The 17,934-nt window shown below is 40.3% G+C and carries 16 protein-coding genes and 1 riboswitch; of the genes, 9 read left to right on the forward strand and 7 right to left on the reverse strand.

Annotation, left to right across the window (positions count from 1 at the left end; translation table 11 throughout):
• Positions 1-16: 16 nt before the first annotated feature.
• Both purC and purE read right to left on the reverse strand, forming a co-directional pair.
• On the reverse strand, positions 17-727 hold the full coding sequence (gene purC, locus CPRO_RS11445; protein WP_066051908.1) for a phosphoribosylaminoimidazolesuccinocarboxamide synthase: 711 nt from the start codon (positions 725-727) through the stop codon (positions 17-19).
• A 219-nt stretch (positions 728-946) separates the two neighbouring features.
• A complete protein-coding gene (gene purE / locus CPRO_RS11450; RefSeq protein WP_066051911.1) occupies positions 947-1,441 on the reverse strand; it encodes a 5-(carboxyamino)imidazole ribonucleotide mutase in 495 nt (164 codons plus the stop codon).
• 73 nt (positions 1,442-1,514) lie between these two features.
• Positions 1,515-1,673, reverse strand: a riboswitch (ZMP/ZTP riboswitch).
• A gap of 167 nt (positions 1,674-1,840) precedes the next feature.
• On the opposite strand from purE, the gene CPRO_RS11455 reads away from it, so the two are divergent.
• The 8 genes from CPRO_RS11455 to CPRO_RS11490 all read left to right on the forward strand — a co-directional run bounded on the left by CPRO_RS11455 (position 1,841) and on the right by CPRO_RS11490 (position 10,742).
• Complete coding sequence (locus tag CPRO_RS11455) at positions 1,841-3,109, forward strand: dihydroorotase (RefSeq protein ID WP_066051913.1); 1,269 nt, start codon at positions 1,841-1,843, stop codon at positions 3,107-3,109.
• 121 nt (positions 3,110-3,230) lie between these two features.
• Positions 3,231-6,404: a carbamoyl-phosphate synthase large subunit gene (gene carB / locus CPRO_RS11460; protein WP_066051916.1), complete on the forward strand. Its 3,174-nt coding sequence runs from the start codon at positions 3,231-3,233 to the stop codon at positions 6,402-6,404.
• Positions 6,405-6,416: 12 nt separating this feature from the next.
• Complete coding sequence (locus CPRO_RS11465) at positions 6,417-7,151, forward strand: dihydroorotate dehydrogenase electron transfer subunit (RefSeq protein ID WP_066051919.1); 735 nt, start codon at positions 6,417-6,419, stop codon at positions 7,149-7,151.
• Positions 7,145-8,059 (forward strand): dihydroorotate dehydrogenase, encoded by a 915-nt coding sequence (locus CPRO_RS11470; protein WP_066051922.1) that lies wholly within the window; start codon positions 7,145-7,147, stop codon positions 8,057-8,059. Before CPRO_RS11465 ends, CPRO_RS11470 begins: the two co-directional genes overlap by 7 nt.
• Positions 8,056-8,763, forward strand: a complete 708-nt coding sequence (pyrF, locus tag CPRO_RS11475) for an orotidine-5'-phosphate decarboxylase (RefSeq protein WP_066051924.1) — start codon at positions 8,056-8,058, stop codon at positions 8,761-8,763. Before CPRO_RS11470 ends, pyrF begins: the two co-directional genes overlap by 4 nt.
• Positions 8,763-9,401: an orotate phosphoribosyltransferase gene (gene pyrE, locus CPRO_RS11480; protein ID WP_066051927.1), complete on the forward strand. Its 639-nt coding sequence runs from the start codon at positions 8,763-8,765 to the stop codon at positions 9,399-9,401. The genes pyrF and pyrE overlap by 1 nt, the downstream gene beginning before the upstream one ends.
• Positions 9,398-10,312, forward strand: a complete 915-nt coding sequence (pyrB, locus tag CPRO_RS11485; protein WP_066051930.1) for an aspartate carbamoyltransferase — start codon at positions 9,398-9,400, stop codon at positions 10,310-10,312. Before pyrE ends, pyrB begins: the two co-directional genes overlap by 4 nt.
• Before the next feature lies 1 nt (position 10,313).
• On the forward strand, positions 10,314-10,742 hold the full coding sequence (locus CPRO_RS11490; RefSeq protein ID WP_066051932.1) for an aspartate carbamoyltransferase regulatory subunit: 429 nt from the start codon (positions 10,314-10,316) through the stop codon (positions 10,740-10,742).
• Positions 10,743-10,904: 162 nt separating this feature from the next.
• On the opposite strand, the gene CPRO_RS11495 is transcribed toward CPRO_RS11490, so the two are convergent.
• Complete coding sequence (locus CPRO_RS11495) at positions 10,905-11,480, reverse strand: RBBP9/YdeN family alpha/beta hydrolase (protein WP_066051935.1); 576 nt, start codon at positions 11,478-11,480, stop codon at positions 10,905-10,907.
• A 209-nt stretch (positions 11,481-11,689) separates the two neighbouring features.
• Between CPRO_RS11495 and CPRO_RS11500 the strand changes: the two genes are divergently transcribed.
• Complete coding sequence (locus tag CPRO_RS11500; RefSeq protein ID WP_066051940.1) at positions 11,690-13,474, forward strand: hypothetical protein; 1,785 nt, start codon at positions 11,690-11,692, stop codon at positions 13,472-13,474.
• A gap of 224 nt (positions 13,475-13,698) precedes the next feature.
• On the opposite strand, the gene CPRO_RS11505 is transcribed toward CPRO_RS11500, so the two are convergent.
• The 4 genes from CPRO_RS11505 to CPRO_RS11520 form a co-directional block, all read right to left on the reverse strand.
• Positions 13,699-14,058 (reverse strand): C-GCAxxG-C-C family protein, encoded by a 360-nt coding sequence (locus tag CPRO_RS11505; RefSeq protein ID WP_066051945.1) that lies wholly within the window; start codon positions 14,056-14,058, stop codon positions 13,699-13,701.
• A 256-nt stretch (positions 14,059-14,314) separates the two neighbouring features.
• Positions 14,315-14,743 (reverse strand): SoxR reducing system RseC family protein, encoded by a 429-nt coding sequence (locus CPRO_RS11510; RefSeq protein WP_066051951.1) that lies wholly within the window; start codon positions 14,741-14,743, stop codon positions 14,315-14,317.
• Positions 14,744-15,289: 546 nt separating this feature from the next.
• Complete coding sequence (locus CPRO_RS11515; protein ID WP_066051954.1) at positions 15,290-16,447, reverse strand: AI-2E family transporter; 1,158 nt, start codon at positions 16,445-16,447, stop codon at positions 15,290-15,292.
• A gap of 21 nt (positions 16,448-16,468) precedes the next feature.
• The gene (locus CPRO_RS11520; protein WP_066051957.1) at positions 16,469-17,926 is read right to left on the reverse strand and encodes an aminoacyl-histidine dipeptidase; all 1,458 of its coding nucleotides are present in this window, start codon (positions 17,924-17,926) and stop codon (positions 16,469-16,471) included.
• Between the last annotated feature and the right edge of the window lie 8 nt (positions 17,927-17,934).

Raw genomic sequence — 17,934 nt, forward strand, 5'->3', positions numbered from 1 at the left:
CTGTACTGTAACCGGATTATTCACCCATCAAACGCTTTAATACTTCCTGATAAGCATCTTCCACATTGCCTAAGTCACGGCGGAATCTGTCTTTGTCAAGCTTCTCTCCTGTTACGGTATCCCAGAAACGGCAGGTATCAGGGGAAATTTCATCTGCCAATACAATTTGACCATCAGCTGTCTTACCAAATTCCAATTTGAAATCTATCAATTCAATATTTGCATCTTTCAAATAATTGCTCAAAATTTCATTAATCTTAAAAGAGTATTTTGCAATTAAATCAATTTCTTCTTTTGTCGCAAATTCCATGGCTAAAATATGATATTCATTAATCATAGGGTCGCCCAGTTCATCATCTTTATAACAGTATTCCAGAACTGTACTCTTCATTTTTGTGCCTTCCGCCAATCCAAGACGCTTTGCCAAAGATCCAGCGGCAATATTTCTTACAATTACCTCCAAGGGTACAATTGTTACTTTCTTTACTACAGTTTCTCTATCGGAAAGCTCTTCCACAAAATGTGTAGGAATCCCGTTTTTTTCTAAAAGCTTCATGAGGTGATTTGTTACACGGTTGTTGATGGCACCTTTACCAAGAATGGTGCCTTTTTTCAGACCATTGAACGCAGTTGCATCATCCTTGTAGGATACGATGCAGTAATTTTCATCGTTGGTTGCAAATACCTTTTTTGCCTTGCCTTCATACATCTGAACTGTCTTTTCCATGATACTGAATTCCTCCTAAAGAATCATCTTTTTGCCTTTCGGCTTGTTGGGTTAATGAGCATTTATATTTTTAAGTATCGTTACTTTTTGTTTCGGTTAAAAATGGAATGAACCACAGGATTTTACAGAGAAAATCCTATTTCTACAACGACCTTGTCCACAAATTAAAATTATCTATCTATTAAGATTTTCCATCTAGAAATGCGTGAATCTTATTGTTTATTTATTATATTTTTCCGCTATCATACGGTCCTTTTCTAATACTTTGTTTGCATTATCAGCTCTTGCCACGCGAAGCTTTTCAGCCAAATCTTCATCCGTTACCGCCAAAATCTGAATTGCCAATAATGCTGCGTTTTCTGCTCCATCAATGGCCACTGTTGCCACAGGCATGCCCCCGGGCATCTGAACTGTAGAAAGGAGTGCATCCAAGCCATCCAACGTGGAAGATTTGATGGGAATACCAATTACAGGTAATGTGGTATTTGCCGCCATAGCCCCTGCCAGATGAGCCGCTTTCCCCGCCGCCGCAATAATTGCGCCAAAACCATTCTCTCTTGCATTCATTGCAAAGGCCCTTGCTTCTTCGGGTGTTCTGTGGGCAGAGTACACGTGAACCTCAAAGGGCACACCATACTTGTCCAAGGTTGTTAGAGCTTTTTCCACAACAGGAAAATCACTGTCACTGCCCATAAGAATCGCTACTTTTTTCATGGATAACCTCCTAATGGCTATAAAATTTAATGATTTGAACAAAAAAAGGGCATTCCTATTCCTTAGTCAGAAACAGGACTGCCCAGACGGTCGACAAAAGCAGTATCAATCCCCTGACTTTTCATTGCGAATCAGGTGCGTCACAAAAAACGCCGAATATTTCCGAACTGCTCACTTCAAGCTTTCTACTCCCTTGTGGTTTCCCACTGATCCGTCAGTTATAAAAAGCCTCTTAAATTGACAAACTAAGTCTACACAAAAAAAACGTTTCTGTCAATTCAAGCAATCTAAAAAACCTTAAAATATATTCTTGACACATTAAAAACCGTATGCTATACTACTGACAATTTGTAAAGAAATACTTACCCTAAACGACCAAATGGAAAGGAGCTGGAGCAATTGAACTACATTTTACCGAATGTTAATGTATTTGTTCAAGGTGGATTTGTCAATTCCAACATATTTATTGCAGATGGTCTTATTTCTAAAATTTCCACAACCAAACCTTCCTATTCTTCAGATACTATTCTTTTTGAATTGGAAGGTTGTTTTGTATTTCCCGGTTTTATTGATGTTCACGTACATCTAAGAGAACCGGGATTTTTTTATAAAGAAACCATAGAAACAGGAACGAAAGCCGCCGCTCATGGGGGTTATACCACCGTCTGTGCAATGCCAAACCTGTCGCCCACACCGGATTCAAAAGAAAATCTTGCGCCCCAACTGGAAAGCATTCAAAAAAATGCCTGTATCCATGTTCATCCCTACGGCACCATTTCTGTAGGGGAAAAAGGCGAAGAATTCGCCGAATATGACGAAATTGCAAAGCAGGTTTGTGGTTTTAGCGATGACGGCAGGGGTGTGCAAAATGACGAATTCATGGGCTCTGCCATGAGAAAAATCAGTAAATACGGAAAAATCATTGCAGCCCACTGTGAAGATAATACTTTGCTTCATGGTGGCTATATACACGATGGGGAATATGCCACCCTTCATGGGCACAAAGGTATTTGCTCTGCAAGTGAATGGAAGCAAATTGAACGAGATCTTGCCTTAGTCAAAGAAACTGGCTGTAAATATCATGTCTGCCATATCTCCACAAAAGAATCTGTCGCCCTCATTCGAAAAGCGAAGGCCTGTGGAATTGATGTTACCTGTGAAACAGCACCTCACTACTTAGTTATGAATGATAGTATGCTGGAAGAGGATGGTCGTTTTAAAATGAACCCACCCATTCGAAGTGAGGCAGACAGACTCGCATTAATCGAAGGAATTTTAGATGGCACCATTGATATGATTGCCACAGACCATGCACCCCATTCCGCTGATGAAAAATCAAAGGGACTTGCAGGAAGCATGATGGGCATTGTAGGTCTGGAAACAGCCTTCCCTGTTTTGTATACAGATTTGGTGCAAACAGGAATCCTAACTTTAGAGAAACTCGTGGAATTACTTCATACCAATCCCAGAAAACGCTTTGACATCGGCACCCCCTTGGAAGAGGGACAACCCGCAGACCTTACTGTATTTGATTTAAGAAAACAGTATAAAATATATCCAGATGAATTCCTCTCTAAAGGTCGAAGCACGCCCTTTGCAGGAAAAGAAGTATTCGGTCGCTGTGAACTAACACTTTGTAACAGCAAAATCGCTTATCAAAGGAGATAAGTACCCTTAGGAATATAGACATTCATCTACCTAGCTTATGAATTTCTGAAACATTCCAAGGTTTAAATAAATTTTTGTACCAGCAAGAACACCTATCCATCTATTTCAAGGAGGAAATAAAATGCCTAAAAGAACAGATCTTAAAAAAATCCTTATCATCGGCTCCGGCCCCATTGTAATTGGACAAGCAGCGGAATTCGACTATGCCGGAACACAGGCTTGCCTGGCTTTAAAAGAAGAGGGCTATGAAGTGGTTTTGGTCAATTCCAATCCCGCCACCATAATGACTGATACCACCATCGCAGATAAGGTTTATATGGAACCGTTGACCTTGGAATACATTGCAAAAATCCTTCGCTATGAACGCCCCGATGCTATCGTTCCAGGAATCGGTGGACAAACAGGCTTAAATCTGGCAATTCAACTGGAGAAAAAGGGCATCTTAAAGGAATGTCAAGTAGAGCTTTTGGGCACAAGCTGTGAAAGCATCGAAAAAGCAGAGGATAGAGAACTCTTTAAAGAACTTTGTCAGGAAATTGGAGAACCCGTTATCCCTTCTATTATCACCTATTCTATAGAGGAAGCAGTTCGTGCAGCTGTTGAAATCGGTTATCCCGTTGTTCTGCGCCCTGCCTTCACCTTAGGCGGCACAGGGGGCGGCTTTGCGAAAAACGAAGCCGAGTTGAAAGAAATGATGAAAAATGCCCTCTCCCTCTCCCCCACCCATCAGGTTTTGATAGAAAAAAGCGTGAAAGGCTTCAAAGAAATTGAATTTGAGGTAATGAGAGATAAGACAGACCGTGCAATAACCATTTGTGGCATGGAAAACGTAGATCCTGTGGGTGTACATACAGGAGATTCCATTGTTGTGGCACCAATCCTAACCCTGAATGACCAAGATTTTAGTATGTTGCGAGATAGTGCTTTAAAAATCATTCGTGCATTAAAAATAGAGGGTGGCTGCAATGTTCAGTTTGCTTTAGACCCCAACTCCTCCAAATACTATTTAATTGAGGTAAACCCTCGTGTATCTCGTTCCTCTGCCTTGGCATCCAAAGCAAGCGGCTATCCCATCGCAAGGGTAACAGCAAAAATAGCCGTAGGCATGACCTTAGATGAAATCAAAATCGCAAATACCAATGCAAATTATGAGCCGGCATTAGATTATATTGTTGCAAAATTCCCACGCTTTGCCTTCGATAAATTTGCTAGCGCAACGAATAAATTGAGCACGCAAATGAAAGCAACAGGAGAGGTTATGGGCATCGGTCGTACCATTGAGGAGTGTCTATTAAAATCCATCCGCTCCTTGGAAATCGGCACATCACATCTATATATGCCAAAGTTTGATACCATAAGCAACGAAGAACTCCTTGCCTATATTGCAGAAAGCCCTGATGATAGAATCTATGCCATTGCCCAGTTAATCCGCAATGGTGTGAGCTTAGATGAAATTTTCAACGCCACTATGATTACAAAATATTTTTTAGAGGTAATGAAAAATATCGTAGACTACGAAAAAATTCTAGCCGAAAATATAGGTGACAAAAAACTCCTGACCACAGCTAAAAAGATGGGCTTTTCAGATAAGATCATTGCAAAGCTTTGGAATCAAAAGGAGATCGAGATTTTTAATCTGCGCAAAGAAATGAAATTATTCCCTGTTTACAAAATGATTGAAACCAGTGGAACCGGCGGATATATTCCTTACTTCTATTCAACCTATGAGGAAAAAAATGATTCCATCATCAGCGATAAGAAAAAAATCATCGTTCTTGGCTCAGGGCCAATCCGTATCGGTCAAGGCGTAGAATTTGATTATTCAACTGTACACGCAGTAACAACGATTAAAGAATTCGGTTATGAATCCATCATCATTAACAACAATCCGGAAACAGTCTCAACGGATTATACTACCAGTGATAAATTATACTTTGAGCCCCTTACCGTAGAAGATGTTATGAATATCGTCGAATTGGAAAACCCTATGGGTATTATCGCCTCCCTTGGTGGACAGACCGCCATCAATCTTGCGCAACCCCTCATGGAGCGTGGTGTAAAAATAATAGGTACAGATGTAGACGCCATCGAGCGGGCAGAAAACAGAGACGCTTTTGAACATATTTTAAAAGCTTTGGATATCCCTCAGCCTAAAGGAAGAGCTGTCACCAATATTGAAGATGGGGTAAAGACAGCCAATGAAATCGGCTATCCCGTTTTGGTTCGCCCCAGCTACGTTTTAGGCGGACGGGCAATGCAGATTGTTTCCAGCGAGAGTTCTCTTCGCACCTACTTGAAAACAGCAGTACAAATTAACGAAGATCAACCTGTACTGGTTGATAAGTATATCCAAGGTAAGGAATTGGAAGTTGACGCAGTCTGCGATGGCTTTGACGTATTCGTCCCCGGCATTATGGAACATGTAGAACGCACAGGGGTTCACTCCGGTGACTCAATTAGTGTTTATCCAACCTTTAGTGTATCTCAAAAAGCAAAAGGCAAAATATTAGAATATACAAAAAAATTGGGTCTGGGAATAGGCATTCAAGGTTTATTCAATATTCAGTTCATTGTAGATAGCAACGACAACGTTTTCGTGATTGAGGTAAACCCCAGATCCTCCAGAACAGTACCCTTCCTTTCCAAGGCAACAGGCTACTCTCTTGCGGATATTGCAACACTGGTCATCTTAGGCAAAACCTTAAAGGAACAAGGCATCTTCGGCATCTACCCTGATGAAAGCCCTAGATGGTATGTAAAGGTTCCCGCCTTCTCCTTTGCAAAGCTGAGAGGCATGGATACCTACCTCTCTCCAGAAATGAAGTCCACAGGGGAAGCAATCGGATATGATAATAAGCTGAACAGAGCCTTATATAAAGCCCTGCAAGCATCAGGCATGAATATTCTGAACTACGGCACCGTTTTGGCTACCATTGCCGATAAGGATAAGGAAGAAGCACTTCCTCTCATTCGCCGCTTCTACGAATTGGGCTTTAATATTGAAGCAACCGCAGGCACAGCAGAATTTTTGAAGGAGCATGGTATCCGTACCCGTATCAAGAAAAAGGTAAGCGAAGGCAGTGAAGAAATCTTCGACTCCATCCGCTCCGGCTATGTCAGCTATGTCATAAATACAAGAGACGTGAACTCCGAAGAAGGTATGAACGATGGTCAAGAAATTCGTCAGTGTGCCGTAGAAAACAACGTTACCATGTTCACCGCCTTGGATACCGTAAGAGTACTCTTGGATGTTTTGGAAGAAACAACCCTTTGCATTTCCACAATCAACGCCTAAGGAGGGCTTTTCTTGAATCAGTCTCACTTTAAAATAGTAAAAAATGAGCCCCTTACAAGCACTGTGTACCGCATGGTGCTTGAGGGGGATACCTCTGCTATAACAAGAGCAGGGCAATTTATCAATATAAAAATAGAAGGTCTATTTTTGCGCCGTCCTATTTCTGTCTGTGATTATGACGATAGTTCAATTACAATTTTATATAAAACTGTAGGTAAGGGTACAAATATCATGAAAGACTTGACGCCCTCTACCCAATTAGACATTCTTACGGGTCTGGGAAATGGCTATGATACCACAAAAAGTGGAAACCACCCCTTGCTTATCGGCGGTGGCGTTGGCGTTCCCCCCATGTACCGCCTGGCAAAAAATCTCCTTGATGAAGGAAAAACACCTGTCGTTATTTTGGGCTTTAATACAAAGGATGAAGCCTTTTATATGGAAGAATTTAAACAACTTGGCATAGAAGTCCTTGTTGCCACAGCAGATGGAACCCTTGGCACAAAAGGCTTTGTTACCGATATTGTAAAGAGTCTGACTGCGTATACTTATTTTTATACCTGTGGCCCTGAACCAATGCTGAAAGCCCTTTCAGCATGTACCAACACCAGTGGACAGCTAAGCTTCGAGGAAAGAATGGGCTGTGGTTTCGGTGCTTGTATGGGTTGCTCCTGCCAAACAAAGTATGGTAATAAACGTATTTGCAAAGAAGGACCTGTTTTGGAAAAGGAGGAAATCATATGGTAAACACAAAAGTTACCTTAAGCGGTATTACCTTAGATAACCCCATCATCCCTGCCAGCGGAACCTTTGGCTATGGCTATGAATTTGCAGAGCTCTATGACATCAATATATTAGGCTCCTTTTCCTTTAAAGGAACCACAAGAGAACCTCGCTTCGGAAACCCTACCCCAAGAATAGCAGAATGCACAGGTGGAATGATTAACTCCGTAGGTTTACAAAACCCAGGGATTGAAAAGGTCATTAGCGAAGAATTGCCTAAAATGAAAAAGGTTTTTCACAAGCCTGTGATTGCAAATATCAGTGGTTCTTCTGTGGAGGAATATGTATATTGCGCAGAAAAAATAAATGCAGAAGAGCAAGTAGGCATCATCGAAGTCAACGTAAGCTGTCCCAATGTACATCATGGCGGCATGAGCTTTGGAACAAGCCCCCAAGCGGCGGCGGCGGTGACAAAAGCGGTAAAAACAGTCACAACAAAGTCTGTGTATATTAAGCTGAGCCCCAATGTAACAGATATTGTTTCCATTGCAAAGGCTTGTGAGGAGGCTGGTGCTGATGGCATTAGCTTAATCAATACGCTAATGGGCATGCGCATTGACCTAAAAACAGGTAAGCCTACTATTGCCAATAAAATGGGCGGCTTTTCGGGCAGTGCTATTTTCCCTGTAGCGGTGCGTATGGTTTATCAGGTATATGAAGCAGTAAACCTGCCCATCATCGGTATGGGTGGTGTATCCACTGCTGAGGATGTATTAGAGCTAATGTTGGCAGGTGCAACGGCAGTGCAAGTCGGTGCCGCAAATTTAGTGGACCCCTTTGCTTGCAAAAATATAATTGAAGATTTACCCCATGTGATGAAAAAATACGGAATCAAAGATTTAAACCATATTATTGGAGGTGCCCATAAATGAGTAAAGATGTAATCATTGCTTGCGATTTTAACAGCAAAGCCGACCTCATAGCCTTTCTGGAACATTTCAAGGAAGAAAGACCTTTTTTGAAAATCGGAATGGAGCTATTCTATGCAGAAGGCCCCGCAATCGTAAAAGAGATTAAAGCAAGAGGCCATAAAATCTTCTTAGACTTAAAGCTTCATGATATCCCCAATACTGTGAAAAAAGCAATCTCTGTTTTGTCAGATTTGGATGTGGATTTGTGCAACGTTCATGCCTCAGGCACCATTGCCATGATGGAGTCAGCTCTGGAAGGTTTCACTAAAAAAGATGGCACCCGTGGTCTATTAATCGCTGTAACCCAGCTCACCTCCACCAGTGAGGAAAGAATGCAAGCTGACCTTTTAATTGACAAAAGCCTTGAAGAAACCGTATTACATTACGCCAAAAATACAAAAAAAGCAGGCTTGGATGGTATCGTTTGCTCTCCTTGGGAAGCAAATAAAGTAAAGGAGGTTTGCGGCGAGAATTTCCTAACCATTACTCCCGGTGTACGCTTTGCCGATGGGGACGCAGGGGATCAAGTGCGTATTGCAACCCCTGAACGTGCAAGGGAATTAGGCTCCGACTATATCGTCGTAGGCCGCCCCATTACCCAAGCCACCGATCCTGTTGCCGCATATAGAAGATGCTTAACCGAATTTTTAGGAGGAAATGCGTGATGAAACATTTGATTGCAAAAGACTTATTATCCATTGGTGCCGTATTTCTTCGCCCAGAAGACCCTTTTACCTGGGCAAGCGGTATTAAAAGCCCCATTTATTGTGATAACCGATTAACCTTGACCGCTCCCGAAGTGAGAGACCATGTGGAGCATGCTTTGGCAGAAACCATCCGCAAAGAGTACCCCGATTGCGAAGTTTTGATGGGCACCAGTACTGCAGGCATAGCCCATGCAGCAATCACCGCTCATATTTTAGGTCTCCCTATGGGCTATGTCCGCTCTGGCGCCAAAGATCATGGCCGCAATAACCAGATTGAGGGCAAATTGGAAAAAGGCCAAAAGGTTGTCGTGGTTGAAGATTTGATTTCCACAGGAGGAAGTGTCATTGAGGTTGTCAATGTCCTTCGTGAAGCTGGTGCAGAAGTTCTTGGCGTAGTCAGCATCTTTACCTACGGGATGCAAAAAGGCTTAGACCGTTTGAAAGAAGCCAACGTAAAAAACATTAGCCTGTCGGACTTTGATGCAGTTGCAGAGGTTGCCGCAAAAGAAGGCTATATAAAGCAAGAGGATATAAAAAAATTAATTACCTTCCGTAATAACCCAAGTGATGAAGGCTGGAGGAATGTTTCATTATGAGAAGCTTGATTGATATTGTTGACCTTTCCATTGCAGAAATTGACGAATTAATCGCTACCGCCAATGATATAATTGAATCCCCCATAAAATATAGCGAAAAGTGCCGCGGCAAAAAACTTGCCACCCTATTTTTCGAACCTTCCACAAGAACAAGGTTAAGTTTTGAAGCGGCAATGATGGAATTGGGGGGTAATGTATTAGGTTTTTCTGCGGCAAGCAATAGCTCCGCCGCAAAAGGAGAAAGCGTTTCCGATACCATCCGAACCGTAAGCTGTTATGCAGACATCATTGCCATGCGCCATCCCAAAGAAGGCGCACCAATGGTAGCTTCCCTCCACTCTTCCGTCCCCATAATCAATGCGGGAGATGGCGGTCATAACCATCCAACCCAAACCCTTACCGACCTTTTAACCATACAACGGGAAAAAGGCCACTTTGACAGCTTAACCGTAGGGCTTTGCGGTGACTTAAAGTTCGGTAGAACTGTGCATTCTTTGATACACGCCTTGTCACGCTATGAAAATATTCACTTTGTTTTAATCTCTCCTGAGGAATTAAAATTACCTGAATATATCATTAATGATATTTTAGATAAAAAGGGAATCTCCTATACCGTTACCACCAGCTTAGAAAAGGTTATGCCCACCTTGGATATTCTCTATATGACCCGTGTACAAAGAGAACGATTTTTCAACGAAGCGGATTATATACGTTTGAAAGATAGCTATATCTTAAATAAAGAAAAGCTGACTACTGCCAAAACCGACCTGTGTATCATGCATCCTCTTCCTCGTGTCAACGAAATTTCCGTAGACGTGGATGATGACCCAAGGGCATGCTATTTTAAGCAGGTTCTCTATGGCAAATTTATCCGTATGGCACTGATTTTAAAGCTTTTGGAGGTGGAATGATATGAATATTGACTCTATTCGCAACGGAATTGTAATTGATCATATCAAGGCTGGACAAGGCATGGAAATCTATCAACTATTAAACCTTGAAGCCTTAGATTGCTCCATTGCCTTAATCAAAAACGCAAGTAGTGGTAAAATCGGCAAAAAAGACATTATAAAAATAGATGCTGATTTTGACCTAAACTTAGATGTATTGGGATATATTAATCCGGATATCACGATAAACGTTATCAAAGACGGTCAGAGAATCAAAAAATTTCATCCCCAATTGCCCGAAAGATTAACCAACGTCATCAAATGTAAAAACCCCCGTTGTATCACCTCTGTGGAACAGGAAATCGACCATGTTTTTAAGTTGACAGATGGTGAAAACAGGGTATATCGCTGTATTTATTGCGAGTCAAAAGCAAAGGGAGAATCCATGTAACCTATTTTCACTATACAGATAAACTATTTGACAGATTGTCTCAAAAATTTATCTATAAGTATTAAGATATAGCCAAAAAGGGTGGTTCTTAAAACAACCACCCTTTCGTTATATCTTTTTCTTTATAAACCCGCCCTCTATTATCTGCATTTAAACTATAGACTACTTTTCACATTGAATAAGTTCCTCCAACAACTCCAAAACCTGAGGAAATTCAGTAAATCCATCACGATCTATAAAATGACCGCCTTTATCAAGAACAATCAGCCTTATATCTAGCTTCTCTGCCATTTTTTTCGTTGCCTCCATTGGCACAATGTCATCATCTACCGCCGTTAGCATTACTCTGTGTGGAATAAGGCATTTCACCTTGTCTACATCAATTTCCCCATCCACAAATTCAATCAATCCCTCCTTTTGTACTTCCATGGGATTTTCGTCCATAAATCCGGAAACTAGAATAGCACCTTTTATTTTAAGTCCCTTTTTCAATATAAATCGTAACGTCGTAATGCAACCAAGACTGTGTCCAATAAAAACAGTATCTTCATTGATTTCACATACATTCTCTTCTAATTTTTCTATCCAAGGCACAAGGTGAGGATCTTCTGTATTTGGCATATCAGGAACAATTACTTCAACGCCCTTCTTCTTCATTTGCTCCTTCAACCAAGGAAACCAATTTGCCTTGCTGGAGGCAGTAAACCCATGTGTCAAATAAATAGGTGACTTGTGCATAAATGACCCCTTCTCTTTTACTTCTCAAATCTTTGTTTTTCTATTTCATTTAATTAATACTTTTTCTTCAATATTATCAGTATATTGAAAATAATGCCATAGGTAATCCCTTTACAATATGAATCCCTTATCTGGTAATCTTTCACCCTTCTATTCTTTTTCCCCCGTATCATGCATAAACTGATAAAAAAATTCAAGGGAGCGTTCCTATGCAAAACCCCAATGTAAAATATTTAAAAATGCCAAACGGATATTTCTGTCTCTTTTATCGCCAAAGTAATATTCTTTTCTTCCAGTCAAATACAAGTACAGGCTGGTCAACACCGCAAATCTTGGCAGAAAGAATCGGTTCAACCTTCTCTGTTTGCCAATTCGGAGAGGTATGTTATGTTCTATATACCACAATAGGTGGAACTTTAAACATCGCTTCCTCCAAAGATTTTGTGAATTGGGAGCATGAACCTTTAAACGGCATGACAATCAATTCTAGTAACCTAAAATTCTTTATTGTACCAACAGAAAACGCATTACATATTATCTATCATTTACCAACAGAAGCCAAAGGGATTGATTCTTTGGTATATTGCTCCTTTCGCAATGGACGATGGGAAACCCCTACACAAATTGACCGTTTCATCCCCTTTGGGAAAACTATTTTTCTTGCACGGCGTTTAAGCAAGGAACACATCATTCTATATTATAGAACTGCCAGAAATACATGGTGCGCTCGGGAAATGCTTCTTACTCCATATACACTTGGAAGCTTAACGCCACTAATTCAAACACAAACCAATTTTGTTGATATTTCCATTGTAAACGATATGGAGCGTATTCATATTTTGTATATTACCCGTAATATGTTCCGCACCCAGGTTATTTATCAATATAAGCAAACAACGGCAGTCAGCACCCCTCGTGTTCTTTGGGAAGACACAAATTGTGATAATGCCATGGCGTTTTTGGAGAACGGAAAACTCATGTTGATGTGGACTGCCAACGGCCGACCTTTGCGTTGTATTTCGGAAAATAACGGCGCAACATTCGGAGTAGTGGAACACTATACAGGCAGCTTCCCTACTCAATGCTTAAAGGGTGAGCTTACAAATGCAGACGCCTTAGAATGCAACGCCATGGAGACCTATGGGGATTTGTCCAGAAATTTCAACCCCTTCCTTTTGGTGAATGCATCCGAGTCTAGAATGCAAATACAAGCACTGCCTTTTGAACAAGAACAGCCCCTTCCTGGGAAGCAGGAAAAAAAATCTTCACCCCTTTACTACACCCAAGAACCACAACCAAATCGGTTTGCCCAAGATACACAGCCACAGGGCATTCCCTTTGGTCAGGAAATGCAGCTCTCACAGTTTGTTCAGGATGCACAACCACAGCGTACGCCCGTTAAACAAGGAGCGCAATACAGTCACTTTACCCAAGAGCCACAGTCACAGCCCATGCCATTTGGGCAAGAAACACAACCTATCCCTGTGGAGGTTACACAATCACAAAGTACTCCTTTTGAGCAAGAGATGCAATACTCTCGATTTACTCAAGAAGCACAACCAAACTCTTTTGTCCAAGAGACACAGAACAATCCTTTTAGGCAAGATTCCTTACTGCAAAAAAAGCAAAAAAAATATACGTCTATCCAGAACTCTCAAAAACAGCAAATTGAAGAATTAACTGCACTTCTGGCTCAACGAAGTGATGAAATCACTGAGGTAAATGCCCGTTGGAAAGCCCAAATTTCACGCTTGGAAGCAGAGCTTAAAACATTGCGTAAAGAGAATGAAAAACTCAAGCAATCTATCCATGCAGCACAAGTTGAAAAAAAACGGATTGCCTCTGTACAACATGTTCCATCTGCCCAAACAGAAGTGAAATTTGAAAAGCTTCAAGCGGCAGAAAATATAGCTGCACAGTCCCACGAAACTCCATTACCCCTAGTCGAGGCACCTGAAAATCAAATGGATGTAAAAACAGAAATTATTGATTGACCATTTTACAAATCACGATTAACGAGTATTCATCTGAGGCAGATTCATAGACCTTGCTTTTGATTTTTTTTGAACATCAATAAACCCGTATCACAAGAATCCATAGAGAATTTTTATGATACGGGTTTTTCTTTTCTAAACTCAGAAAAAGCTTGACCGTCCTTGAAATTGCGTATTTTGTAAAATTGAAAATGACATGAAATAGAATATCAATCATGCCATTTTTATTCTTCACGAATAATCTCCTCTAGCATCTCTGCAATTTCTCCAATCAAATCGTTACAATTTTCTCTTCGGGCAGAAAGTCTACAGCAATCAACGCAATTCCAGTTTCCTTGTGCTCTGCACAGCAAGATCAAGCTTTTCTGCTTTGCCTCCTCTACAGGAAATAAAATTCCCAAAACCATGACCGCCGCAACCAATGCACTGCATATGCCTCCTACGCCAAATCCTGCACTAATTGCATTACAGCTCATTAATAATTCTTCAGAAAGAGGAAACCCGTATGTTTCTGATGCGGCCCTTAAAATAGCACGGGAGCAATTTTCTCCCTGAACGCAAAGAGCCATTGCCCGCTCCTTCATAAAATCATCTCCTTTGCTTCATAGTATGAAAAAAAAGGACAATGGTTCTGCCTTATGGGGACAAATAATAAAATTTTTTAATTGTGTCATACATTTTAGCTTTAAAAGAAAAACTATTTTCATTTGAATACTCTTTTTAAAGATTTGAATATTAAAAAAGCAACCTCAATTGAGATTGCTTGAGGGCATCCTTAAAGTAGACGCCCTCTTGGTTTTCTATACTTTTTCAGTTATAATTACTTCTCTGAACATTTTCTTACTGACCATAACCCTCTGAGGTTAAACGCACTGCCAATGGCAAATATTTTCCGTTTTCCCATCTGGAGTTCTGGCTTTTAATCCATGCAAAGCTAATCAAAACACCTACAATACCCAAGGTAAAAGAAATCAAACTTTCAGGCAGGGACACCAAAGGACTCACTACGAAATAACCAAAAAATAATCCAATGAAAAAACCAATCATAGGTATGCCATAGCTAATCAAAATAGCCTTTAAAAAAGCATTGTCCTGCAGTTCCAGTTCAACCCAATCCCCTACCTCTGCATCACAAAGGTTTTTCGCTTCTATATCCATATCCTGTTCAATATGGCCTGAGAAACATGCTTTACAATGACCACAAGCCTCCTGGCGAATAATATGAACCTTAACCATATTTCCACTTTCTTGTGTTACCAATCCTTTCATTGGCAAGACCACCTTTCTATTCTGACCCTTAAATAGGGCTTTCTCCACACTTTATAACTACATTATATACATAATACAATGCTTTTTCAATATCCAATGCTTTTATTTTATTGAAAGGTTTTTCCTACCATCCTGATTTACGCTAAATTTTAGAATCATTTATAATTTTACTCGTCAATATTTTGAATCGTAATTTTCGTTAAATTCCTTAAGAACATTATGATTAACCTATCCCCCCTGCCTTTATTGTCAACTTCTCTATCTCTATTCCCACATCATTTTCCTATAAAAATTTATAAAACACATACTGCATTTGTAGTCTATGTCTCTCACAAAAAATTTGAACAATAAATATATGGCAGTATTCTTTATAAAATCACTGACGCCATAAAAACAGTTTATCAGCCTCCCCCTCTTTAAGATACAAATCAACTTAAGTAATAACCTTAGACATTTTAATAAGGCGTCGATAAAATCGACGCCTTTTCCTATCTTCTAATTGATATTATAAAAATATTGTATCTTTTATAAAGGTAGTTCGAATCGTCACCAAACATCCAGACTCCCTTGTTTTTTCTTTATAAACCAAATTATAAAATTGTTGATTAAAGCTCCCAATGGTACAGCAACCAACAGTCCCCAAAATCCAAATAGTCTTCCAAATATAGCCAGTGACAATAAAACTAATACGGGATGCATTTCAACTTTTTTCCCTACAACCTTGGGAACAATATATACACTATCAATTTGCTGTAAAATTAAAATTAGTATGGAAGCATATAATGCGCGGATAGATTCTCCACTCAATAGCCCCGCCATTATGGCTAAAATAAAAGCTATAAATGCCCCAAAATAAGGTATTAAGTTTGAAAACCCCGAAATCAGCCCCAACACAACCCCATAAGGCAGGCCTACTATTGTAAAGGAAATGGAAAACAAAATCGCCATGATTACCGCATCTGTCATCTGTCCCCCTAAATACCCTATTATTACATTATTGACTTCCAAAGAAGCCCTGCGAATCCGTCTTGTTACTTTTTCTCCAAATAATAGCAAAGAAAATTCCTTTAAATAGTTTAATATCATTTCCTTCTCCATAAGAAAATAAAAAGCCACCGTAAGCCCTATGGTAATATCAATCAAACTGTTACCGATTTGTGGAATATATGCAGTTATTCCCATGATTTGTTCCTGTATCCAAAGAGTGGCATTCTCTGTCCAAGCCGATAAAATTCCTTCCACATTTTGCAAAATGCCTAGTTCCGCCAGCTTTAAATTTACCAGTACCAAATAATCCCCAATTTTTCTGACAAAAGCAGATAGCTGCTCTGCTAAGCCTTCTAAATCTGCTGCTCCTAAGCCTTTTGCAGCCCATCTGCCTCCTAAAAATAATACAATAAATATAATAATATAGGCCGCTCCCGTTCCTACCTTTCTGTTCTTGATTTTACTCCGTTGTATTGCTGTCAAACGATTTTCATACTGCCTTTGCAAGAAGTGAGTAAGGGGTTCAAATAATACCGAGAAGAAAATCGCCCACAAAAGGGGAGCAAAAACGGCGAGGATTCCCCTCGCCGTCTGTATTACGACATTTTTCGCCTCGGAAAGCTGAAACAAAAGCATCCCCAATATAACTAAAATACCAACCGTAAAAATTACATGAAAGGAGATGACCAAATACTTTTTGTTCCAAGGCAGCCGCATATCTTCACCATTCCTTAAGTTTTAGTGATCCATTTTTCGTAATACTTCTTTTAAATACTCCCAAACGCGTATTGTGGAAGCCACCGAAAGGCATTCATCAGGGGTATGCACATCGTGCATCTCCGGCCCAATGGAAACCATGTCCAGATTGGGTATCTTTTCGGAAAACAACCCACATTCCAAACCAGCATGAATTGCAGCAATTTCCGCTTCCTTGCCATACATTTCTTGGTAGGTTTTTGCAAACAATTTTAGCATTTCAGAATCTGGATTGAACCTCCACCCGGGATAATCATTTACTTCCTCAACCCTTGCGCCGCAAAGGTTGGCAATGGCATGAATTTTCTGACAAATTAGCTCTTTTCTGCTCTCCACAGAGCTTCTGACTGCATTATCAAAATAGATATATTCTGCGGTGGTTTTTACAATCCCAATATTATTTGAGCTTTCAACCAAACCTTTCATTTCCATGCTCATGGTTTGCACCCCAAAGGGCAAAAGCAATAAGGTGTAAATGACTTTGCTTTTCGTATCTTCTGTGAAAACCTGAAAAACGGCTTCCTTCAAAAGTTCTATTGATATAGTTATAGACGGCTCACAGGAATTATATTCCTCCTTGAGAATATTTTCTATTTTCATTAAATATTCTCTTATCCCATCTTCTTTTTCCTTGTCAAAAACAATGACCGCCTCCGCCTCTCGGCAAATGGCATTGTCCATGTTCCCTCCATCCACACTAGCCAAAGAGAAATCTTCCTTTTCCAGTAACATATATAACACTCTGCCCATCAAACGGTTGGCGTTGGCTCTTTGCAAATGAATATCAGACCCGGAGTGACCACCCTTTAATCCACGAATAGAAATATGATATGCGCCTTTTCCCTCAGAAATTTCCATGCGTTCTGCTGGCAGATAAACCCTTGCCCGTCTTCCTCCGGCACAGCCTGAAAGTAAAACACCCTCTTCCTCCGTATCCATATTTAAAAGCCGCTTGCCCTCCACATCAAAGGGCTCAAAGGCTCTTGCTCCACCCATGCCGATTTCTTCTTCAACGGTAAAAAGAGCTTCAATGGGTGGGTGTTCCAATGTATTATCATCCAAAATTGCCAACATATAAGCTACAGCAATTCCATCATCACCGCCCAACGTTGTTCCCTTGGCATGAATAAATCCATCCTCCACATATATGTCTAAAGGATCCTTCAAAAAATCCATCTCTGTTCCTGCATTTTTCTCACAGACCATATCAATATGACCCTGGAGAATCACAGGTGGCACCTCTTCATATCCCTTTGACCCGCTTTTTTTAATCAAAACATTATGACTCTCATCCTGACGGTAATATAAGCCTCTATCCTTTGCAAAAGCAACAATATAGTCGCTTAAAGCCATTTCATTTTCACTTCCATGGGGAATTTTACAAATCTCTTCAAAGTAATAAAATACCTTATCCCCACATAGTCCGTCTAGCTTACCCATTATTTAAT

Source organism: Anaerotignum propionicum DSM 1682 (assembly GCF_001561955.1).
Taxonomy (GTDB): Bacteria; Bacillota; Clostridia; order Lachnospirales; family Anaerotignaceae; genus Chakrabartyella; species Chakrabartyella propionicum.